Source organism: Paractinoplanes abujensis (assembly GCF_014204895.1).
Classification (GTDB): Bacteria; Actinomycetota; Actinomycetes; order Mycobacteriales; family Micromonosporaceae; genus Actinoplanes; species Actinoplanes abujensis.
In genome coordinates this window covers 8,963,877-8,985,129 of record NZ_JACHMF010000001.1, presented here as the reverse complement: position 1 = coordinate 8,985,129, position 21,253 = coordinate 8,963,877, and the positions used below count along the sequence as shown (strand labels likewise).

At 71.1% G+C, this 21,253-nt stretch carries 20 protein-coding genes; 8 read left to right on the top strand and 12 right to left on the bottom strand.

Translation table 11 applies throughout. The features are described from left to right. Window positions 1-60: 60 nt before the first annotated feature. From BKA14_RS41400 to BKA14_RS41385, 4 genes are read right to left on the bottom strand one after another with little or no spacing between them, the layout of a single operon-like run. Window positions 61-1,974 (bottom strand): ABC transporter ATP-binding protein, encoded by a 1,914-nt coding sequence (locus BKA14_RS41400; protein ID WP_221478631.1) that lies wholly within the window; start codon window positions 1,972-1,974, stop codon window positions 61-63. Window positions 1,975-1,976: 2 nt separating this feature from the next. After that, complete coding sequence (locus BKA14_RS41395; RefSeq protein ID WP_239092639.1) at window positions 1,977-3,824, bottom strand: ABC transporter ATP-binding protein; 1,848 nt, start codon at window positions 3,822-3,824, stop codon at window positions 1,977-1,979. A 6-nt stretch (window positions 3,825-3,830) separates the two neighbouring features. Then, the gene (locus tag BKA14_RS41390) at window positions 3,831-5,024 is read right to left on the bottom strand and encodes an MFS transporter (protein ID WP_184956168.1); all 1,194 of its coding nucleotides are present in this window, start codon (window positions 5,022-5,024) and stop codon (window positions 3,831-3,833) included. Between the two features lie 19 nt (window positions 5,025-5,043). Next, window positions 5,044-6,495 carry an alpha/beta hydrolase gene (locus BKA14_RS41385; protein ID WP_184956167.1) on the bottom strand — a complete coding sequence of 484 codons (1,452 nt, stop codon included), beginning with the start codon at window positions 6,493-6,495 and terminating at the stop codon, window positions 5,044-5,046. A gap of 116 nt (window positions 6,496-6,611) precedes the next feature. On the opposite strand from BKA14_RS41385, the gene BKA14_RS41380 reads away from it, so the two are divergent. Then, the gene (locus tag BKA14_RS41380) at window positions 6,612-7,730 is read left to right on the top strand and encodes a PQQ-dependent sugar dehydrogenase (protein WP_184956166.1); all 1,119 of its coding nucleotides are present in this window, start codon (window positions 6,612-6,614) and stop codon (window positions 7,728-7,730) included. Window positions 7,731-7,734: 4 nt separating this feature from the next. Here BKA14_RS41380 and BKA14_RS41375 read toward each other — a convergent pair whose 3' ends face one another. The 4 genes from BKA14_RS41375 to BKA14_RS41360 form a co-directional block, all read right to left on the bottom strand. Next, window positions 7,735-7,980, bottom strand: a complete 246-nt coding sequence (locus BKA14_RS41375) for a hypothetical protein (RefSeq protein WP_184956165.1) — start codon at window positions 7,978-7,980, stop codon at window positions 7,735-7,737. Between the two features lie 87 nt (window positions 7,981-8,067). After that, on the bottom strand, window positions 8,068-8,367 hold the full coding sequence (locus tag BKA14_RS41370; RefSeq protein ID WP_184956164.1) for a hypothetical protein: 300 nt from the start codon (window positions 8,365-8,367) through the stop codon (window positions 8,068-8,070). Between the two features lie 11 nt (window positions 8,368-8,378). Further along, the gene (locus tag BKA14_RS41365) at window positions 8,379-10,049 is read right to left on the bottom strand and encodes a sodium:solute symporter family protein (protein ID WP_184956163.1); all 1,671 of its coding nucleotides are present in this window, start codon (window positions 10,047-10,049) and stop codon (window positions 8,379-8,381) included. A 74-nt stretch (window positions 10,050-10,123) separates the two neighbouring features. Continuing rightward, window positions 10,124-10,771, bottom strand: coding sequence for a TetR/AcrR family transcriptional regulator (locus BKA14_RS41360; protein ID WP_184956162.1), 648 nt, complete (start codon window positions 10,769-10,771; stop codon window positions 10,124-10,126). A gap of 84 nt (window positions 10,772-10,855) precedes the next feature. On the opposite strand from BKA14_RS41360, the gene BKA14_RS44775 reads away from it, so the two are divergent. Beyond that, entirely contained in the window at window positions 10,856-11,359 is a 504-nt protein-coding gene (locus BKA14_RS44775; protein ID WP_239092640.1) for an FAD-dependent monooxygenase, read from the top strand. Then, window positions 11,356-12,054, top strand: a complete 699-nt coding sequence (locus tag BKA14_RS44770; RefSeq protein WP_239092641.1) for a Rossmann-fold NAD(P)-binding domain-containing protein — start codon at window positions 11,356-11,358, stop codon at window positions 12,052-12,054. Before BKA14_RS44775 ends, BKA14_RS44770 begins: the two co-directional genes overlap by 4 nt. On the opposite strand, the gene BKA14_RS41350 is transcribed toward BKA14_RS44770, so the two are convergent. Together BKA14_RS41350 and BKA14_RS41345 are read right to left on the bottom strand one after the other, a co-directional pair. After that, window positions 11,999-12,691, bottom strand: a complete 693-nt coding sequence (locus tag BKA14_RS41350) for an HAD family hydrolase (protein WP_239092642.1) — start codon at window positions 12,689-12,691, stop codon at window positions 11,999-12,001. The two genes, BKA14_RS44770 and BKA14_RS41350, sit on opposite strands and share 56 nt — an antisense overlap. 1 nt (window position 12,692) lies before the next feature. Beyond that, complete coding sequence (locus tag BKA14_RS41345; RefSeq protein ID WP_184956161.1) at window positions 12,693-13,565, bottom strand: LLM class F420-dependent oxidoreductase; 873 nt, start codon at window positions 13,563-13,565, stop codon at window positions 12,693-12,695. 274 nt (window positions 13,566-13,839) lie between these two features. On the opposite strand from BKA14_RS41345, the gene BKA14_RS41340 reads away from it, so the two are divergent. Further along, window positions 13,840-15,090, top strand: a complete 1,251-nt coding sequence (locus BKA14_RS41340) for a glycosyltransferase (protein WP_184956160.1) — start codon at window positions 13,840-13,842, stop codon at window positions 15,088-15,090. On the opposite strand, the gene fgd is transcribed toward BKA14_RS41340, so the two are convergent. Together fgd and BKA14_RS41330 are read right to left on the bottom strand one after the other, a co-directional pair. Next, complete coding sequence (fgd, locus tag BKA14_RS41335; protein WP_184956159.1) at window positions 15,087-16,088, bottom strand: glucose-6-phosphate dehydrogenase (coenzyme-F420); 1,002 nt, start codon at window positions 16,086-16,088, stop codon at window positions 15,087-15,089. The genes BKA14_RS41340 and fgd overlap by 4 nt on opposite strands. Window positions 16,089-16,098: 10 nt before the next feature. After that, window positions 16,099-17,991, bottom strand: a complete 1,893-nt coding sequence (locus tag BKA14_RS41330; RefSeq protein ID WP_184956158.1) for a sigma-70 family RNA polymerase sigma factor — start codon at window positions 17,989-17,991, stop codon at window positions 16,099-16,101. 168 nt (window positions 17,992-18,159) lie between these two features. On the opposite strand from BKA14_RS41330, the gene BKA14_RS41325 reads away from it, so the two are divergent. The 4 genes from BKA14_RS41325 (at window position 18,160) to BKA14_RS41310 (ending at window position 21,220) form a co-directional block, all read left to right on the top strand. After that, a complete protein-coding gene (locus tag BKA14_RS41325) occupies window positions 18,160-18,546 on the top strand; it encodes an ATP-binding protein (RefSeq protein ID WP_260416698.1) in 387 nt (128 codons plus the stop codon). Window positions 18,547-18,638: 92 nt separating this feature from the next. After that, on the top strand, window positions 18,639-19,781 hold the full coding sequence (locus BKA14_RS41320; protein WP_184956156.1) for a PP2C family protein-serine/threonine phosphatase: 1,143 nt from the start codon (window positions 18,639-18,641) through the stop codon (window positions 19,779-19,781). A 72-nt stretch (window positions 19,782-19,853) separates the two neighbouring features. After that, window positions 19,854-20,318 (top strand): MarR family winged helix-turn-helix transcriptional regulator, encoded by a 465-nt coding sequence (locus BKA14_RS41315; RefSeq protein ID WP_184956155.1) that lies wholly within the window; start codon window positions 19,854-19,856, stop codon window positions 20,316-20,318. A 14-nt stretch (window positions 20,319-20,332) separates the two neighbouring features. Beyond that, window positions 20,333-21,220: an LLM class flavin-dependent oxidoreductase gene (locus BKA14_RS41310; protein ID WP_184956154.1), complete on the top strand. Its 888-nt coding sequence runs from the start codon at window positions 20,333-20,335 to the stop codon at window positions 21,218-21,220. The last annotated feature ends 33 nt before the right edge of the window (window positions 21,221-21,253 follow it).

Below are 21,253 nucleotides of genomic sequence, written 5' to 3'. Positions count from 1 at the left end.
ACCGTGCCGAGGCGGGGGTCCGGAGTGCACAGCCGGCTCGCCCCGTTGAGGCAGCGGCGGTCAGGAGTGGGCGGCCCACGTCTCGAACATCGCCGCGTAGTGACCCCCGGCCGCCACCAGTTCGTCGTGGCTGCCGGTTTCGACGATGTGGTGGTCGTCGACCACGATGATGCGGTCGGCTCGCATCGCCGTCGACAAGCGATGGGCGACGAGAATTGCCGTACGACCCTGGAGCAGCGCGTCCAGCGCCGCCTCGACGCGTAGTTCCGAGCGCAGGTCGAGGCTGGAGGTGGCCTCGTCGAGCACGACCACCCGCGGTTCGGCCAGGAAGGCTCGCGCCAGGGCCAGCAACTGCCGCTCCCCCGACGACACCGACTGACCCCGCTCGTGCAGCGGCGTGTCGAGCCCTTCCGGCGACCGCTGCACCAGGTCGCGCAGGCCGACGGCGTCGACGGCGGCCCACACCTCGTCGTCGGTGGCGGACGGGCGGGCGAACGCGATGTTGTCGCGCAACGTGCCCGCGAACAGGAACGGCTCCTGCGGGACGACCCCGATCTGGGTGCGCAGCGATTCCAGCGTCACGGACCGCAGGTCGTGCCCGTCGATGGAGATGCTGCCCGCGGTCGGGTCGTAGAAGCGGGTCACCAGCTTGGCCAGCGTCGACTTGCCGGCGCCGGTCGGGCCCACGCAGGCCACGGTCTCGCCGGGTGCGATGTCCAGGGTGACACCGGACAGGACCGGCTGGCCGGGCAGATATTCGAAGGTCACGTCGTCGAAGACGATGCGGCCGCGCACGGGTGGCAGCACGACTGCGTCGCGGGCGGAGACCACCGTGGGCGCGGAGGACAACAAGCCGCGGATCTTGCCGATGGCCGCCTTGCCCTGCTGGTACTGCGTGTAGAGCTGCACCAGCTGCTGCACGGGCTGGAAGAACGAGTTGATGTAGAGCACGAAGGCGGTCAGCTCGCCGATCGTCAGGTCGCCGCGCAGCACCATGCGGCCGCCGATGAACAGCAGCACGGCCATCGCGATCAGGCCGATCACCGACGTGCCGGGGCCGTAGATCGCGTTGATCCGGCCGGTCCAGTCGTTGGCGTCGCGGTAGCTGCCCACGACCTCGCGGTGCGCGACGACGTTGCGTTCCTGCCGGTTGTGCGCGATCACCACCCGTACGCCGTTGAGGCTCTCGGAAAGGTCGGCGAACATGGTGGCAATGGCGTCGCGCTGGCGGTTGTAGCCCTTGTCGGCCGCGTGCCGGAACCACAGCGACGCGATCGTCAGCGGCGGCACGACCAGCACCAGCGTGATCATGGCCAGGTAGGCGTTGTAGTGGAACAGCAGCCCGGTGACGACCACCATCGTCAGACCTTGGATGAGGAACTGGGCGAAACCGTCCTGCAGCAGGCTCTGCAACGACTCCACGTCGGAGGTCATCCGGGTCATCGTGACGCCGGCCTTCTCGCGCGTGTAGTAGTCGAGCGACATCCGCTGCAGGTGGGCGAAGATGCGGATGCGCAGGTCACGGGTGGCGGCCGCGGCGAGCAGGCCGCTCTTGCGCATCCGTACGGCGGTGGCCACCCCGGTCAGCAGCACGGCCGCGACGAAACAGGCCGTGGCGACGATGAGCACGCGCAGGTTGCCGGCCGCGATGCCGTGGTCGATGCCCACCTGGACGAGGTAGGGCCCGGCCTGCAGGAGCAGCGTCTCGACTCCGATGGCCAGCGACGCGGCGGCCAGCAGTCCGGGGCGCCCGATCAGCAGGCGGCTCATCGAGATCCGCGGACCGGCGTCGTGCACCGGATCGAACGGGACGCGCGGGTCGCCGTGGTCGGGTTCGCGCGCCTCCAGCCGGGCCACGCCTTCGCGCAGGTCGTCGGGGATGCCCGCGAACGGCAAGCCGTTGCCCTTGCGCCCGGCCGCGCCGACGGTGGGCCGGCCACCGACGTTGAAGCCCCCGAAACCGCCGCCGAACATGCTCACGATGGGGCCTCCGCGGAGAAGGGAGAGGCGGCGCTGGTGGGAGCGGACGACGGGGAGGCGACGGAGAGGGAGGCGGCGGGGGCGGTGGAGGCGGCGAGGACCTGGGCGTAACGGGGTTCGGAGGCCAGCAGCGAGGCGTGCGTGCCGTCGGCGATCACCCGGCCCGCTTCCATCAGGACGACACGGTCGGCCAGGCCGATCGTCGACAGGCGGTGGGCGACGATCAGGGTGGTGCGGCCGCGCATCTGGTCGCGCAGCGAGGCGTGGATGCGTTGCTCCACGGTGACGTCGATGGCGCTGGTGGCGTCGTCCAGCACGAGCACCGGCGGGTTGACCAGCAGCGCCCGGGCGATGGCGACGCGCTGGCGCTGGCCACCGCTGAGGGTGTAGCCGCGCTCCCCCACCACCGTGTCGTAGCCGTCGGGCAGGTCGCGGATGAACTCGTCGGCCCCGGCGGCCACGGCGGCGGCGACCACGTCGGGCCGGGAGGCGCCGGGTTTCCCGTACGCGATGTTGTCGTGCAGGGACAGTGAGAACAGGAACGGCTCGTCGGGCACGATGCCGACCTGCTGCCGCAGCGAGTGCAGGGCCAGCGCGCGCACGTCGTGCCCGTCGATGGTGATCCGCCCGCCGGTGACGTCGTAGAAGCGGGCGATCAACCGGCCCAGCGTCGACTTGCCGGACCCGGTGCCACCGACCACGGCCACCGTCTCCCCCGGGCGGATGCGCAAGTTCAGCCCGGCCAAGGCCACAGTTCCGTTCGGGTACGTGAAGTGGACGTCGGAGAACGCCAGGTCGCCGCGGAGCGGCACGTCGAGCGGGCCGGGCCCGTCGACCACGTCGCTCGGGGTGTCGAGGATGTCGTAGATGCGGCGCGCGGAGGCCGACGCCCGCTGACCCATCATGATCATCATGCCGAGCAGGCGGAACGGCGGCTGCAGCATGAGCACGTACGAGTTGAAGGCGACGATGGTGCCCACGGTGGTGCTGCCCTCGATCACCATGTAGCCGCCGACCAGCAGCACCAGCGCGAGCCCGAGGCGGGGCAGGTTGTCGAGCACCGGGTTCCAGCGGCTGCGGATCCGCGCGTCCTGCCGGTACGCCCAGCGGATGCGGTCGGCGCTCTCGGCGAGCTGCCGCAGCTGGCGGCCCTCGGCGGCGAACGCTTTCACGATGCGTACGCCCTGGATGTTCTCGTCGACCACGGTGGCCAGCTGGGCCAGCCGGGCCTGGATCATCCACGAGACCGGGAAGATCGCCTTGCGCATGCTGACGCCGAGCAGCCCGATGACCGGCATCGTGATCATCGCGACGATCGCCAGCGGCACGTTGATCGAGAGCATCAGCCCGAACGCGACGACGGCGATCAGGCACTGCACGAGGATGGACGGGCCGAACGACAGGTAGAGCTGCACGGCCCGGATGTCGGAGCCGCTGCGCGACATCAGTTCACCGGTCTGCACCCGGTCGTAGAAGCCGAACGGCATGCGGACCAGGTGGGTGTAGACGATGTTGCGCAGGTCGTATTCGAGTTCGTACGCCGTGCGCAGCAGGTAGAGCCGGGCCAGGAAGTTGATCAGGCCTTGCAGCAGGGCCAGCCCGACGATCCACCACACGTACGTGCTGAGCTGCGCGGTCTTCTCCACGATGGCGTCGTCGATGCCGATGCGGACCAGGTTGGGGATCTGGACCTGCACGATCAGGCCGGCGAAGGACAGCGTGAGCGACGTGATCAGCAGAACGCGGTGAGCCTTGACGAGCGGCAGGGCCCGGCGTAACCAGCCCTTACGGGAGTCCGGATCGATGGACGCCCGGGGTGCGCGGCGGGACAACGGCGCCTCCAAGAGCGTCTAGTTAGCCTGGCTAACGATACTCCGGGGCGGCGGAGACGTGGGGGTGACGCGGCCCACCAGCACGACCGAGGCCGCGCCGAGCAACTGGCAGAGCGCGATCGCGGCCAGAATCACGGCGGCGCCGGCCCCGGCCGCCAGTCCCGCGGCGGCAGCCCCGGCCGCGGCCGCGGTGACCTTGAGCCCGGCCCCGAGCGAGAAGACCTGTGTGCGCAGCTCCGGCGGGGACTCCTGGTCCCGTACGGCGAAAACCGCCACCGACACCGGCGCGCCCAGCCCACCGGCGAGCGCGAAAAGGGGCAGCCCGGCCCAGCCGCCGGGCAGCAGGATCAGGATCGCGAAGGGCAGCGCGGTGGCGAGCAGGCAGAAGGCCACCACCCACTCCGGCCGCCACCGGCGGATCGGCCAGCGGGTGCACAGCAGCGAACCGATCAGCCCGCCCGCCGCCCCCGCGGAGAGGATCACGCCGGTCAGCTCGGGCCGGTGCTCGTCCGCCGCAATCAGCGCGGCCACCAGCGGCAGGGCCCCGAAGCCGGCCATGCTGAACACCGTGCCGGCGGTGACCGCGCCCAGCCGGGGCCGCCGCGCCATCAGCGCGAACGCGGCCAGGGGGGAGGCCAGCCGGCGCGGCCCGGTCGCCACCGGCAGCGGCAAGGTGATCAGGATGGCCGCCGCGGCCAGCACGAGCGCGGCCAGCCCCACCGTCGACCAGGCGGCCCCGGCCAGCCCGGCCAGCACCGCGGCCAGCGCCGGACCGGCGATCCCGGCCACGCTGTACGACATCACGTCGAGCCCGAAGGCTCGTTCGAGCCGGTCGGGCACCAACTGGCCCAGCAGGCTGCTGAGCCCACCGATGAGCAGCGGCGCGACGCACCCGGCGAGCACCAGCACGATCGCGGCGCCCAGGGTGGACCGGCCGGCCATCGCGGCCGCGGCGGCCAGGCAGCCCGCGTACAGAGCGTAGGCCGTCGCGTAGAGCAGGCGGCGGCCGCGGACGGCGTCGGCGATCGCGCCCACCACCGGGGCGGCCAGCACGTGCGGCACCATCAAGGCCGCGATCAGGATGCCGCCGAGCGCGGGGTCGCCGGTGCGTTCGAGAACCAGCAGCAGAATCGAGACCCGGGCCCCCTCGTCGGCGAGCCGGGCGAAGACGGCGGCCCCCACGTAGCGGGCCAGAACGAACGACGGGGACACCAGCTCGATTCTGCCCGGCCTAACCGACTCCAAACGGCTCAGGTTCCTCCGGTGGGCAGTGCGCGCCCGGCGCCACCGGCCGCAGCTTGAGCAGATATCTGTCGACCACGCCGGAGACGCAGGGGCTCTTGTTGTACGCGACGTGTCCCCAGCCGTCGTACGTGAGCAGACCGGCCGGGCTGCCCAGCCGGGCCGCCACGTTCTGCGCCCAGGGGTAGGCGGTGGCCGGGTCGTGCCGCGAGTTGACCAGCAGGATCGGTCCCAGGCCGGGCGGCGCGGTGATGGCCGTCTGCGGGTTGTCGGGCGGCGACGGCCAGCCCAGGCAGCCGGTCAGCGCGCTGAGGGCGAGCGGCGAGACGAGCATCTGCGGGGCCCGGCGGGCCAGGATCCCCATCCGCCATTTCAGCGCCGCGAAGCCACTGACCCGCAGGTTCCAGTCCTCACAGATGACCGGCGAGAAGCTGTAGTCGACGAGGTCGACGGCGGGCGGGGCGGCACGGTGGCGTTTGGCGGCGACCGGCGTGGTGGCGTCGCGCAGGTAGTAGGCGAACGAATACCACTGCGGCTCGTAAAGGGCCGTGAAGGCCGCCGTGAGCAGGTCGGACAGGCTGAGCTTGAGCGTCGGGTCGTACGGGTTGCGAATCTGCCCGGCCCGCGCCTTGACCATGGCCGAGGCCCACAGCTTGAGCAGGTCCCGTCCGCGCAGCACGCAGCGCTGGTCCCGGTTGCACCACTTCACGAACTCGCCGAAGGCGTTCTGGGCGGCGTCGGTCTCGCGGAGCAGGAAGTCGTCCAGGCCGGCGCTGTGGTCCATCACGCTGTCGAGCACCAGGCCGCGCAGCCGCTCGGGATAGCGCTGGGCGTACTGCAGACCGATCAAGGTCCCGTACGAGGCGCCATAGAAGTTGATCTTTTGCTGGCCCAGGGCGGCGCGCACCGCGTCGAAGTCGCGCACGACGCTGCCGGTGTCGACGTGACCGAAGTGGGCGCCCGTACGGGCTGCGCAGTCGGCCGCGAGCTTGCGGTTGAAGGTGACCATCGCCGCGTACTGCTGCTCGGTCTCGACCAGTGGGGACGGCTTGGTGTCGAGCAGGTCGCGCGAGCAGAGCACGGGCGCGCTGCGGCCCACCCCGCGCGGGTCGACGCCCACGATGTCGAACCGTTTGCGCAGTTCCGCGCCGAAGAAGCCGGTCGCGCCGATGGTGAAGTCGTAGGCCGAGCCGCCCGGTCCGCCCGGGTTGACCAGCAGCACGCCGATCCGGTGGGCGGGCTCGGTGGCCGGGCGGCGGGCCATGGTCAGGGTGATCTTGGGACCGGCCGGGTCGGCCCAGTCGGCCGGCACCGTGAGCTCGCCGCACTGCACCTGCGCGTCCTCCGGGCACACGGTCCACGCGATCGTGGCCGCGCGCGCCGGCACGGGCGGCATGAACCCGTACACCAGCAGGGTGATCACCGTGAGGACCGCTCGCACGCGCCTTCTCTCCGCCCCGCACGGCCGAGACGCCGCGCGGCCCCATCTTCGGACGAACGAAGATCATGAGTCCGGTAAACCGGGGAAAGTTCGCCGGGCCGTGGCACCGTTGGGCCATGACACCCGCCGCCCGCACCCGCCTCGTGTTCGCCTCGGCCACCGCGTTCCTGCTGGTCGCCTGTTCCGACGGCGAGGCCTCGGCGCCCAGCGGCGAGACGTTCGCGCCGGCGACCACGCCGCCCTCCACGGCGGCGGCGAGTCCCGCTCCGGACAAGCCGCGGACCGTCAACCTGGGCCAGGGGCAGGCCATCGCGGCCGACCTCGAGGTGCCGTGGGGGCTCGCCTTCCTGCCCGACGGTTCGGCGCTGGTCAGTGAGCGCGACCGCGGCGACATCAGGCAGATCCCGGCCGGCGGCGGCACCCCGAAAAAGGTGCACACGGTGGACGGCGTGGATGCCGGCGGCGAGGGCGGCCTGCTCGGCGTCGCGGTCGATCCCGATTACCAGCGAAACAAATATGTGTACGCCTACTTCACCGCGAGCGGCGACAACCGGATCATCCGGTTCACGCTCGGTGGCAGCTCCGAGGTGATCTTCAAGGGCATCGAGAAGGCGGGCATCCACAACGGCGGGCGGCTCGCCTTCGGCCCCGACAATTTCCTGTACGTGGGCACGGGCGACGCCGGCAACGGCAGCGCGTCGCAGGACCGCGGCAACGTCAACGGCAAGATCCTGCGGATCACCCGGGACGGCAAGCCGGCGCCGGGCAACCCGTTCCCGGGCTCGCCGGTGTGGTCGCTGGGTCACCGCAACGTGCAGGGCCTGGCCTGGGGGCCGGACAAGAAGATGTACGGCATCGAGTTCGGCCAGAACACGTGGGACGAGGTCAACGTGATCCAGCCGGGCAAGAACTACGGCTGGCCCGAGGTCGAGGGCAAGGAGGGCAACGGCCGGTACGTCGACCCGATCGTGCAGTGGGGCACCGACGAGGCCTCACCGTCGGGGGCGGCGGTGGCCGGCAACACGCTCTACGTGGCCGGCCTGCGCGGCGAACGGCTGTGGACGGTCCCGCTCGGCGGCGGTGCGCCGAAGGCGGCGCTGACCGGCGAGCACGGGCGGCTGCGCACGGTGGCCGTGGCCCCCGACGGCGCGCTGTGGGTGACCACCTCGAACCGGGACGGCCGAGGTGATCCCCGCAACGACGACGACAAGATCCTGCGCTTTCCCGCGCGCTGACGGGCTAGTTGGGCGGAAGTTGGGGCAGCGCCGAGATCGCCGCGGCGTACTGGGCGATCTGGCGGTTGTTGGGCACCACACCGATGGCGCGGAGCTGGTCGTGAATGGCCTGGGCGACCTGGTCCTCGTGCTGACCCCGGTGGGTCTGCATGACCTTGTTCACGGCGTAGTCGACTCGGATCTGCTGCTGCCAGCCGGCGGTGCGGTAACCGCCAGCCCGGGCGTTGCTGATGGGGGCGATGGCTTCCATGCCCCGGTGTATCGGTCGCCGCGGGCCCGACTGTAAACAAGGGAGGCGGTGCAACCCGATGGCTACCGGGTCACACCGCCTCGGCCATCAGTGCGCCGGGGGCCGGTCGTCGTCCGTGCCGAGATCCGACGGGTCGGGCGCCTTGGGCGGGTTGAGCCGCAGCCACAGGAGGAACAGCAGGCCCAGCACGAGCATGCCGATGCCCATCCAGAGGTTGATCCGGACGCCCTCCGCCTTGTCGATCTCGGCCTGGCTGTCGAAGAGGCCGATCAACGTGACGATCACGCCGTAGACCACGAAGAGTCCGCCGATGACCCGCCGTACGTCGAAGAGCCGGGCCGCCGCCGACAGCTTCTTCTCGTCGACCTGGTCGTTGTTCTCCGCCATGGGGATACCTCCTACCAGACCGGGATGTACAGGGCGATGGCCAGCACGACCGCGATCGTGCCGAGCAGGACGGGGTTACGCCACCAGACCTTCTCGCCGGAGACGATCACGGTGCCGTCCGACGTGCCGCCGAGGCCGTAGACGAGACCGCGCAGCTCGTCGTCGGGCTTGGAGGGCGTGAAGAAGGTGACCGCGACCGCGATGATGACCGCCGTCACGAAGGCCACCCCGGCGCCCCAGAAGCTCTGCTCGAGCGCCGAGTTGAACGCGATGGCGTCGGTCAGGTAAGCGATGTAGAGCGCCAGCGAGGCCAGGAAGCCCAGCACGAGCGACCAGAAGCCGGCCCACGGAGTCATCCGCTTCCAGAACATGCCGACGATGAAGGTCGCGAACAGCGGCGCGTTGAACAGCGAGAACAGCTGCTGGATGTACTCCATGATGTTGCCGTAGCCGCTGGCGATGAACGCCGTGCCGATGCCGATGACGACACCGCCGATCGTGGCGTACCGGCCGATCTTCAGGTAGTACTCGTCGCTGCGGCCCTTCTTGATGTAGGCCTGCCAGATGTCGTACGTGAAGACGGTGTTGAAGCCGCTCACGTTGGCCGCCATGCCGGCCATGAACGAGGCCAGCAGACCGGTCACCGCGACGCCCAGCACGCCGTTGGGCAGCAGGTCGCGCATCAGCAGCGGGATCGCGTTGTTGTAGGTGAGATCACCCTCGTCGGCGCCCAGCCCTTTGACCGTCACGATCGCGATCAGGCCGGGGATGACGGTGACGGCCGGGATCAGCAGCTTGGGGAAGGCCGCGATGATCGGCGTACGGCGGGCCGCGTTCATGTCCTTGGCCGAGAGCGCGCGCTGCACCTCGGCGAAGTTGGTCGTCCAGTAGCCGAACGAGAGCACGAAGCCGAGGCCGAACAGGATGCCGATCCAGTTCGCGCCGAGCGGGTTGTCGGCGCTGCTGCCCGTGTTCGACCACGTGTGCAGGGCGGCGTCGCCCAGCGGACCGCTGCGCACCGCGTCGAACAGGCCGTCGATGCCGCCCACCTTGACCAGGCCGACGATCGTGAGCGGGATCAGGCCGGCCAGGATGACGAAGAACTGCAGCACCTCGTTGTAGATGGCCGAGGAGAGGCCGCCGATCGTGATGTACGTCAGCACGATGGCCGCGCCGACCAGGATCGAGACCCAGAGTTCCCAGCCGAGCAGCGCGTCCAGGATGAGCGCAAGGGCGAACAGGTTGACACCGGCGATCAGCACCTGCGCGACGGCGAAGCTGATCGCGTTGAAGATGTGCGTCGGCTTGTTGAAGCGCCGCTTCAGGAACTCGGGGACGCTGCGGACCTTGGAGCCGTAGTAGAACGGCATCATCACGATGCCGAGGAACACCATGGCCGGCACCGCGCCGATCCAGTAGTAGTGCAGCGTGAGCAGGCCGTACTGCGCGCCGTTGGCGGCCATGCCGAGGATCTCGAGCGCGCCCAGGTTGGCCGAGACGAAGGCCAGGCCGGTCACCCAGGCCGGCAGCGACCGTCCGGACAGGAAGAAGTCGGCGCTGGTCTTGATCGCTCTTCGGGCCGCGAAGCCCACCCCCAGGACGGTGGCGAAATAGAGGATCAGGATCAGGTAATCGACAAGGTTGAGATCGAGCCTCAGCCCGCTCTCCGCGGCTAGAACCACAGGCCACCTCCAGGGGGAATCAGCCGCGGTCTACCCGACTTGAAGATCTTTCACACCTGAATGTGTCGCGCACGTTACCTGGCGCGGATCAGGACCTCGATACCGTCCAGGATGCGCTCCACGCCGAAGTGGAAGGCGTGGTCGCGGGGGCCCGGGTCGGTCACCGCGGCCGCCACCGCCGGAAACCGCTGCGCATGCTCGCGCAGAACCAGCGTGATCACGTCGACGAAGGCGGCCTCGGACTGCCCCGCGACCATGCGCACCTGACCGGCCAGCACGGCGACCGTGTCCATCCGCTGCCCACCGGTCAGCCCGGGCGGCAGCACGGCCAGCGCGTTCTCCATCCAGCCGAGTTCGTGCGGCCCGACCGGTCGCGCCCCCGTGGTCGCCTCGGTGGCCCAGCCGTGCCGCCGGTAACGCTCGAGCAGCGCCTCGGCCCACGCGGTGAGCGCGGCCCGCCAGTCGCCGGCGTCGAGCGCGGGCGGTTCGCCGATGGCTCGCTCCAGCATGAGCGCCACCAGTTCGGCCTTGCCGGGCAGATAGCGATAGAGCGACATCTTGGTGAAGCCGAGCTCGGCCGCGACCCGCTGCATCGACACGGCGGCCAGCCCTTCGGCGTCGGCCACCGCGATCGCCACCTCGGCGATCCGGTCGAGGGTGAGCGCCCGCTTGGGCCCACGCGTCGGCCGGGAGCGCTCGCCCCACAAGAAGTCGACAGTCATCTTGACCCCTCCGCTGAACCGTGTCTACCGTACACAGTAACAACTGAGTCCGTCGGACACAGTTTTAACGGGGAGGCATTGACCATGAGGATCCTCATTTCCGGGGCGAGCATCGCCGGGCCGGCGCTGGCCTACTGGCTGGGCCGGTTCGGGTTCGCGCCGACGATCGTGGAGATCGCGCCCGAGCTGCGGACCGGCGGGCAGGCCGTCGACTTCCGCGGGCCGCTGCACATGGGCCTGCTGGCCCGCATGGGTGTGCTCGACGAGCTGCGGGCGCTGGAGACCGGTGGCACCGCGATGCGGTTCGTCGACGAGCACGGTGAGCGGCTCATGGAGTGGCCGGCCGGGCTGGCCGGGGGTGACCTCGAGGTCTACCGCGGCGACCTGGCCCGGGTGCTCTGCGCGGCCGGGGCCGGGCACACCGACTACCTGTTCGGCGACAGCATCGCGGCCCTGACCGAGCACGACGACGGGGTCGACGTCACCTTCGCGAGCGGGCTGGAGCGCACCTTCGACCTGGTGATCGGGGCCGACGGCGTGCACTCACGGGTGCGGCGGCTGTCTTCGGGCCCGAGGAACGGTTCGTGAAGCACCTCGGCTACTACGTGGCCGGGTGGGACGGGCCGGACGAGTGGGAGCTGACCGGCACCTCGCTGCTGCACAACACCCCGGGCCGCATGCTCAGCGTGAGCGGCGACCGGCGGCACCCCGGGCGGGCCGCCGTCTTCGCCGCGTTCGCGTCGCCCCCACTGGCCTACGACCGGCACGACCCGTCGGCGACGCGGGCGATCCTGCGCGACCGGTTCGCGGGGATGGGCTGGCTGGCCCCGCGGCTGCTGAACGAACTCGATCGGGCCGGCGGTGACTTCTGGTTCGGCCAGATCTGCCGCGTCGACAACCCGGCCTGGAGCCGGGGGCGCGTGGCGCTCGTCGGGGACGCCGCCTGCGGGGCCACGATCGGCGGGCAGGGCACCGGTACGGCCCTGGTCGCCGCGTACGTGCTGGCCGGCGAGCTGGCCGCGGCGTTCGGTGACCACCGGGCGGCTTTCACGGCGTACGAGAAAAGAATCGGCCGCTTCGCCCGGGGCACGCAGAAAGGCGGCGACACGACAGGCCGTTTCCTGGCGCCCCGGACGGCCCGCGGCATCCGGCTGCGGAACTACCTGAACAACCGCAAGTGGTTCCTCGATCTCACGTTCAAGATCGCGGCCGATCGCAGCACGGGGCTCACTCTGCCCGAATACCGGCCACTCGCTCCGGGGTCAGCTCCGACACCTTCGTGACGACCAGCGAGGCCAGGGCCAGCGCATCCGCGGCCGGCGGGTAGACGCCGTGCGGGACGGCGATCACTGCCAGCCCGGCCGCGCCCGCCGCGCGCAGTCCGTTGCTCGAGTCCTCGACGGCGGCGCAGACGGCCGGGGCGAAGCCGAGCTTCTCGCAGGCGGTCAGGTAGACGTCGGGGGCCGGCTTGCCCCGCGGCACCTCCTCGGTCGACAGGGTGACCTGGAACGCGTCGGTCAGCCCAGCCGTCTCGAGCACCTGGTCGATCAGCAGGCGGGCGGACGAGCTGGCCAGCGCCAGCGGGAACCGCTCACCGAGCCGCCGCACCGTCGCCACCGAACCCTCGATGAGCGGGAGCGACGTGCGGTAACGCTCGGCCATCCGGTTCAGCACGTCGGCGGCCACCTGCTCGGGAGTGCGAGGAACGCCGACGTCGTGGGCCAGGTGGCCGGACCACTCCGGGGTGCTCATGCCCATCATGCGGTCCTGGGTGTCGGGCAGGAACTCGCGGTCGTACTCGGCCACGTAGCCGCGCCGGACCTCCTCCCAGACCTCCTCGGTGTCGATGATGACGCCGTCCAGGTCGAAGACCACTGCCTCGATCGCCATGCCGTGGGTCGCCATGCCTTCCTTCGCCATGTCAGAAGCTCTCCGCGGCCGGGACGATCTCGGATGCGAAGACGTCGAACTGCTTGGTGTCCCACGCGTTGCGCAGACCGCCGTGGCCCACCTCGAAGCCCATGCCGTGCAGCCGGCGCAGGCCCTCGATGATCTCGCCGACGCGTTCGTTCTTCTCGCCCAGGTCGAAGTTGAAGAGCACTGTCTTCTGGATCTCGTCGTAGTCGCGGCCGACGTCGTCGCAGTGCCGCTTGAGCACGTCGAGCTTGTGCTGCACCTCGGGGCCGGGGAACAGGTTGCAGGCGTCGGCGTACTGCGCGACCAGCCGCAGCGTCTTCTTCTCGCCCCCGCCGCCGACCAGGATCGGCAGATGCGGTCGGGCCAGCGGCTGCGGATTGTTGAGCAGCCGCTCCAGCCGGTAGTGCGTGCCGTGGAAGGCCGTCTCGTCGCCCGCGAACATCTGCCGGCAGATCCTGAGCGCCTCCTCCAGCCGCTCGAACCGCTCCTTGGTCGGCGGGAACAGCAGGCCCAGCCCGCGCGACTCCTCGGAGTTCCACGCCGCACCGATGCCCAGGATCGCGCGGCCCCCGCTGAGCACGTCGAGCGTGGTGACGGCCTTGGCCAGCAGGCCCGGGTCGCGATAGACGACGCCCGTAACCAGGGTGAGCAGCTTCGCGTTCTTCGTATGAGCGGCCACGAAGCCGAGCGCCGTGTAGGCCTCGAGCATGTCCCACTCGGGCGGGCCGATCACGCCGATCTGCCAGAGGTGGTCCATCACGCTGATGCGCTCGAAGCCGGCCCCGTCGGCCGAGGACGCGATGTCGGCGAGCACCGGGCCGAGCCGCGGAGCACCCTCGGGCCAGGTGAAGTTGGAGATGTGCAGGCCGAGCTTCACTGGTCTTTCCCCTCTTCCCGGACATTCGCCGCAACGGAGCAAACCCTACCCCCAACCCCCCATTCCCGTACGCAGCGTAGTGACGAACCGGCCTTATCGGGCCTCGGACGGTCCGCGCAGGTGATCGTCCTCCACCGTTCCGGTGAGTTGCTGTTCGGTTGCCGACCGGTAGTTTTCTTGATCAGGAACAAGCCTGAGGAGCACCGCCATGCCTCCTTCGCCGCTTCCCGCAGCGACGAGCCACCACCGAACAACGTCACCGTCAGTAAGCGTCGTGATCCCGGCCCGCGACCCCGCCGGCCTGTCCCGGATCCTGCGCGAGCTCCCCGCGGTCGACGAGGTGATCGTGGTCGGCACGGGCCTGGACCTCTCCGCCCGGCCGGGCGCCGTGCTGGTGCCGCCGACCCGGCCGGGCCCGGGCAACGCGATCGCCTGCGGCGTCCGGGCCGCCCACGGCGACATCGTGGTCACCCTCAACGGTGACGGCTCGACCGACCCGGCCGAGATCCCGCGCTACGTGCGGTCGTTGCTGGCGGGGGCCGACGTGGCCCTCGGCACGCGCTACTCGCCGGGTGGCGGCGACCTGGGCGGCGGCCGGCTGCGCCGATGGGCCGACCTGCTGCTGATCTGGTTCCTCAACGTCGTGCTGGGGCTGCACCGCACCGACCCCGGTTTCGGGTACGCCGCCTTCTGGCGCGACGCCGTGCCGGCCCTCGGGCTCGTCGACCCGGGCGCGCGCAGCACCGGCGCCGCTCACGGCACCCGTCCCGCTCGTGGGGCTCGTGCCGCTCGTGGCGCTCGTGGTCCTCGTGGCGCTCGCGGTCCTCGTGGCGCTTCGTGGGGCGAAGGGCCGGAAATCGGTGCGCTCCTGGCTTTGCGGCCGGCCGGCCAGGGCCTGCGGGTGGCCGAGGTGCCGAGCGTGGCCCGCATTGCGGCCGCCGGTGAGCGGCCGCGGCTGCGCCACTGGTTGCGCGCCACCCTGCGCGAGCTGCGGGGGCGCGACCGGGTGACGTGGGCCCCACCCGCCCCGGCGCGCAACGCGGCCTACCCCGGCCGTGCCCACCGGGCCCCGCTGACCGACGAGACCGGAGCCGGGCGGCGTGCGCTCGACCGCCGCGCCGTCGAGGCCCTGGCCGCCGAACGTCAGGCGAGTGAGCGGCTGGCCCGCGAGCGCACCACCGTGCGCCAGTTCACCGGAACCAAGGGCTGGGCCCAGGCCGACCGGCGGCCCGCGTCGGCGACGTTCGCCCAGCCGCCGTTCCACCGCGTCGACCCCCGCAACGGCACGCCGCCGGTGTGGCGCGACGGGCACCCCGAGCGGCTCGCCGGGCCCGACGTGCAGCCGCGCTCGGCGCAGACCCCGTGGCGGATCGCCCTCGGTGCCACCCAGCCCGTACGGCGGGAGGTCGGGGCGCGGCGCCGGCGGATCCAGGGCCTGCGCCAGTCGCGGCCCGACCTGCGCGTGATCAACGGAGAGGGCACGGGCCCGACGGGTCACCGCGCCCGGCTCCGCCCGGTGGACTAGGCCGCTCGCTTGCGCAGCTCCGGCAGGATCTTCTCCGAGTAGAGGCGCAGGAAGCGCTCCTGGTCGGGCCCGGGGGCGTGGAAGACCAGGTGCTTGAAGCCCATGTCGAGATACTCGGCGACCTTGCCGACGTGCTCGTCGGGGTCGGACGAGCAGATCCAGCGGCTGGCTGTGCGCTCGACCGGCAGGGCGTCGGAGAGCCGCTGCATCTCGATCGGGTCCTCGACGCCGGTCTTCTCGTCGGGCGAGAGGGCCAACGCGCCCCAGTGCTGGGTGTCGTTGCGGGCCTTGTCCATGTCGTCGTCGAAGCTGACCTTCACCTCGATCATCAGGTCGAGGTCGTCGATGGCGCGGCCGGCCTTCTCGGCACCCTCGCGGACGGCGGGCAGCAACGTGTCGGTGTAGAGCGCGTGGCCCTTGCCGCTGGTGGTGATGAAGCCGTCCGAGATGCGCCCGGCCAGGCGGGTGGCGGCCGGGCCGGAGGCGCCGATGTAGATCGGGACCGGCGTCTCCGGCTTGTCGTAGATGGTGGCGTTCTCGGTCCGGTAGAACTGCCCCTCGTACGTCACCCGGTCTTCCGTCCAGAGCTTCTGGATCAGCAGCACGGCCTCCTTGAGGCGGGCGAACCGCTCCTTGCCGTCGGGCCATTGCAGCCCGAGCGGCACCTCGTTGAGCGACTCGCCGGAGCCGACACCCAGGATCGCCCGCCCCGGCGCGAGGCAGCCGAGCGTGGCGAAGGCCTGGGCGACCACGGCGGGGTGGTAGCGGAACGTCGGTGTGAGCACGCTCGTGCCGATCAGCACCCGTTCGGTCCGGGCGGCCAGCGCACCCAGCCACGGCAGCGCGGCCGGGGCGTGTCCGCCGTCGTGCCGCCATGGCTGCAGGTGGTCGCTGACGAAGACCGAGTCGAAGCCGAGTTCCTCGGCCAGCACGCCGTACTTCAGAAGTTCCGCCGGCGGGAACTGCTCCGCCGAGGCCTTGTACCCGAACCGAATCATGGGGCCGACGTTACCCCGCGGCCTTGTACGCCTTTCCCGCCTCCGTCGGACTGTTGCCGTCACGATAGAGACCGAAGTCGACGCTGTCGCCCACGGCGGGCAGCCCGAACCAGGCGTACCGCTCGACGAACGACCGCTTCTGCATGCCCTTGGTGGAGCCCTCGATGAACGTCACGAGCTGCGCCTGCGTCGGATATTTGGGCGATCCGCCGAAGTTCATCAGGCCGTACTCGGTGATCCAGATCGGCTTGCCGTAGCGCTTGTGCACGGCGTCGACGTAGCCGAGGAACTGGTTGACCGCGGCCTCGGAGAAGTCCGACCCGTACCAGTGCAGGGTGATGAAGTCGACCTGGTAGCCCTTCTGCTCGGCCCCGGTCATGAACCGGTCGAGCCAGCCACCCTTGGTGTCACCGCCGAAGGCGACCGCCGGGCTGCCCAGCCGCATGCCGGTCGCCTGCAGCTTCGGCCAGTCGGCCAGCGCCTCCTCGACCGTCATCTTGGCCTGACCGTCCATGTCCGGCTCGTTGAAACCGAGCAGGACGTCACCCTCACGCTTGGCCTCGGCCAGGGTGGCGTCGTTGACGTTGTTCTTGCCCCAGATCATCGGGACGAACTCGACGTCGGCCGGGCCGGGCATGCTCTTGTTGTTCGACGACCAGTTGTAGTACCAGGCCGCTCCGACGTCGTCGAGAGCCGGCTTGGCGGCGGCGAACTCCCAGACGCCGACGCCCTTTTTCTTGCTCGCCTTGGCCGTGACCACGACCGGCGCCTTGGTGGTCGGCTTGGGCTTCGGGCTCGGGGTGGCGCTGGGCGGGGCCGGGGAAGGCGTGGGCCGCACCGTCGTCGGCACGGGGGCGGGCCGCGTGGTCGGGGCGACGATCGCGGCTGTCGTGACCGGCGGCGGGTCGGATTTCTGCACCACGACCACGGCCGCCGTGCCGCCCGCGACCGCGGTGGTCGACAGCGCGGCGGTGAGCACCTTGCGGGAGAGGCTGAAGCCGACCTTGGCCGCCAGATGCGCGCCGGAGCCCGCCTTGCCCGCCGCCACCCCGCCCGCGGCCACCTTCGTCGTCGCCATGCCGCCCGCGGCCACCTTCGACGTCGCTGCCCCACCGGCACCGAGGGAGGCCAGCGCGCCCTGGCCGGCCAAGCCGGCGGGCAGCGGCACGAGGGCCATGCCGGCCAGCAGCCGCTCGGCCGCGACCAGCCCGTTCCAGGCCGGGGAGCAGTGGCGGCACTCGCGGGTGTGCCGGGCGATGCGCTTGCGCCACAGCGGGCTGGGGTGCCCGTCCCACTCGGTCAGCAGCAGGTGCAGGTCGGGGCAGGGCGGGCTGGCGGCGATCGCCCGCACGACGACCCGGGCCGTCTCGAGCTGGCCCTTCATCCGCTGGATGCGCACGGCGGCGTGCTGCCGGGTGACGTCGGTGGCGGCGACGATCTCGTCGCGGGTCAGCTCGCCCGAGGCCTCCAGCCACCACAGCGAGAGCAGCTCACGGTTGTCCTCGTCGAGCCAGCGGGTCGCCTCGGCGGTCTCGCGGCGCTGGCCGCTGAGCTCGAGCCGGGTGATCGCGAGGTCGGTGAAGTCGGCGCCGGGGTCGCGCACGTCCTCGTGCACCAGCGCCTCGGGAGCGCCCCGCCGCGCCCGGAAACGCTCCCGGACCTGGCGGACCGTGATGGCCACCAGCCACGACCGGAACGCCTCGGGCTCGCGCAGGTCGCCCAGATTGCGCAGCACCCGCAGCATCACGTCCTGCACGACGTCGTCGACGTCGGCGTGCCCCTCCAGCGCCCGTCCCACGATCGTGTAGACCAGCGGCAGGTAACCGGCGACGAGCCGGTCGACCGCCACCGGGTCGCCGTCGCGCGCCGCGATCACGACCGAGGTGTCGGGTTGTTCCGCCATTGTCCAACCTTCCGTCGGGCTTCCGGGCCATGACCTTGATCGGTCACGGGAAGGGAGACGCCCAAGCCGTCCATGGATAACACGTTTTTCGGCGAAGATCGGATGAGGTGCTGCGGCCTCGGCCACGATTAGCTCCCGGGCGGAGCGGGAATCACGGGAACCATGCGTATGACAGTCCAGCTGGACCTCCCTCGCGAGGCGGGCAGCGTGCCCACCGTCCGCCGGATGCTGCGCTCCGCCCTCGCCGCCCTGCAGGTCGACCGGGACGCGCAGGACGACCTCGAGATCGCGATCACCGAGGCCTGCTCCAACGTCGTCCGGCACGCCGACGGCGCCGAGAACTTCGAGGTCAGCCTCAACGTGGCCGGCAACCGCTGCTCGATCGACGTGCGCGACACGGGCGAGGGTTTCGACCCCGACGCGATCGGTGCGGCCAGTTCCTCCAGCGAGAGCGGCCGCGGGTTGTCCCTGATCAAGGCGCTGGGCGAGAACGTCCGCATGCACTCCGTGCCGAAGCGGGGCAGCTTGATCCATTTCGAGAAGTCGTTTGCCTGACACCTCGTGGCGGTGCCCGGGGAGCAAGCACATATGATGCTTGCTCTCTAGCAACTATTGCCTCATGGGCTCACACGGAAGGGAAAGATCGAGTGTCCGTCCGTCCGGCATCCGTCGGCTCGTACCTGCGCGCGGCAGCACCCGATCGCCTCCCCGAGGTGGTGGCCGACCATCTGCGCACCTGGTTCCCCGTCAAAGCCGTCGAGCTGCTGCTGAGCGACCTGACCCTGAGCGCGCTGTGGCCCGTCATGGAGCCCGAGGCCCCCGCGGGCGGCCCGCTCGAACAGCGGTGCTTCGGCAGCCAGCAGCCGGTGACCGACAACGGATCGCGGCGGCTGCTGCTCCCGCTGACCACCTGGGGCGACCGGCTCGGCGTGCTGCGCCTCGACCTCACCGACACGCTCACCAGCGAGCTGGCCGCCGAGATCACCAACATCGCGGACGAGCTGGCCCTGGCCCTGCGCGCGGCCGACAAGGACACCGACCGCTACCGCCAGGTCGTCCGCCGGCAGCGCCTGACCATGGCCGCCGAGCTGCAGTGGGACCTGCTGCCCGGCCGCTCGCTGAGCGGCGAACGGTTCCGGCTCGCGGGTCAGCTCGACCCGGCGTACGCGATGTTCGGCGACCACTACGACTGGGCCCTCACCGACGACCGGCTCACCCTGACCGTGCTCAACGGGCACGGCGACGGCATCGAGGCCGCGCTGCTGACCACGATCGCGGTCAACGCCATGCGCAACGCCCGCCGCTCCGGAGCCGGCATCGTCGAACAGGCCGAGCTGGCCTCCGACGCGATCTACTCACGATCCGGCGGCGCCGCCCACGTGGCCACCCTGCTGCTCGAGGTCGACCTGGCCGGCGGCACCATCGAGGCGGTCGACGCCGGCTCGCCGCGGGCCCTGATCGCGCGCGAGGGCGGCATCACCGCGGTCAGTTTGGAACAACAGTTGCCGCTCGGCATGTTCGGCGACAGCCGCTACGAGACCCAGAAGGTGCAACTCGAACCGGGCGACCGGCTGCTCGTGGTGAGCGACGGCGTGCACGCGGCCACCCCGGGCGGCCGGGCCCCGTACGGGGAAACGGGTCTGCTCACAGCCCTGCGCCGGACGCGGCTGCAGCCGCCGAGCGAGGCGGTGGGTACGGTGATCCGCGCATTGCGCGAGTACCACGACGGCGACGATCAAGAAGACGACGCCGTCATCGTCTGCCTGGATTGGCTCCACGGAAAGGCATGAAGTTTCGCTCGGGCGGGTAGTGGCAAGGCGCACTGGGTCGTGCTCCGTCTGACGAACAAGGAAACATCCGCCATGGACCGGGTCTCCGACGCCGCCGCTGCCGTCGAGTCGACGGTCGACGCGCTGGTGTCGGTGCTGGAATCGGCCGGCCTGGGGCACGCCACGAACGTCCCGCCCGCCCAGCTGCGGGTGCTGGCGATCGTGGCGGACACCCGGCACACCAACATGAGCCGCCTGGCCGAGGCGCTCGAGGTGGTGCCGTCGTCGGCCAGCCGGCTGTGCGACCGGCTCGAAGCCACCGGGCTGCTGCGGCGCGTGCCCGACCCACGGGACCGGCGCGAGGTGCGGCTGCTGCTGACCCCGGCCGCCCGGCGCCTGCTCGACGACCTGCGCGAGCGCCGCCGCCAGGCCCTCGAGGAAGTGCTGGGCCGCATGCAGGACGAGGAACGCCAGGATCTCGTACGTTCGCTCCGCGCGTTCGCCACGGCCGCGGCGGGCGACGACAAGGACGAGGACGGATCCCTGCGGACGGCGTGAGGTAGCGTCGCCCGATGCGCATCGGCATCGTGATCCTCCCCGACCACCGTTGGTCCGTCGCCGGGCGGCGCTGGCAACGCGCCGAGGAGTACGGCTTCGACCACGCCTGGACGTACGACCACCTGGGCTGGCGTGACCTGGTGGACGGCCCCTGGTTCGACGCCGTCCCGACGCTCACGGCAGCCGCCATGGTGACCCGCCGCATCCGTCTGGGCACGTACGTAGCCTCCCCCAACTTCCGCCACCCGGTGCACTTCGCCCGCGAGGTCACCGCGCTCGACGACATCTCGCAGGGCCGCCTGCTGCTCGGGCTGGGCGCCGGCGGCACCGGGTTCGACTCGGCCGTGCTGGGCGAGCCCGAGCTCACGCCCCGGGCCCGGGTCGACCGCTTCACCGAGTTCCTCGACCTGCTCGGCACGATCCTGGCCAACCCGGCGACGACGTGGAAGGGCGACTACTACGCCGCTGTCGACGCCCGCAGCACCCCCGGGCCGTGTCAGAAACCGCGCCCGCCGTTCGTGGTCGCCGCCAACGGGCCCCGCGCCCTGCGGCTGGCCGCCCGGCACGGCGACGGCTGGGTCACCACCGGCGTCACCGGGGCCGCACCCGAGACGGCCGACGACTGGTGGGCGAACGTCGCCCGGATCACGGCCGGATTCGAGACGGCGCTCGACGCGGCCGGCCGCGCCCGGGACGCGATGCCGCGCTATCTGAACCTGGACTCGTCACCGGTCTATTCGCTGAGCAGCACCGAGACGTTCGAGGACGCCGTCGGGCGCGCCCGCGAGCTGGGGTTCACCGACGTGATCACCCATTGGCCGCGCGAGTCGAGTTGGTATGCGGGCGACGAAAAGGTGCTGGAATCGGTGGCCGCGCGGCTGCCCCGGCTGCGCCTTTCGTAGCGCGCAATTCCGCACGCGCGGCGGGCGGGTGCC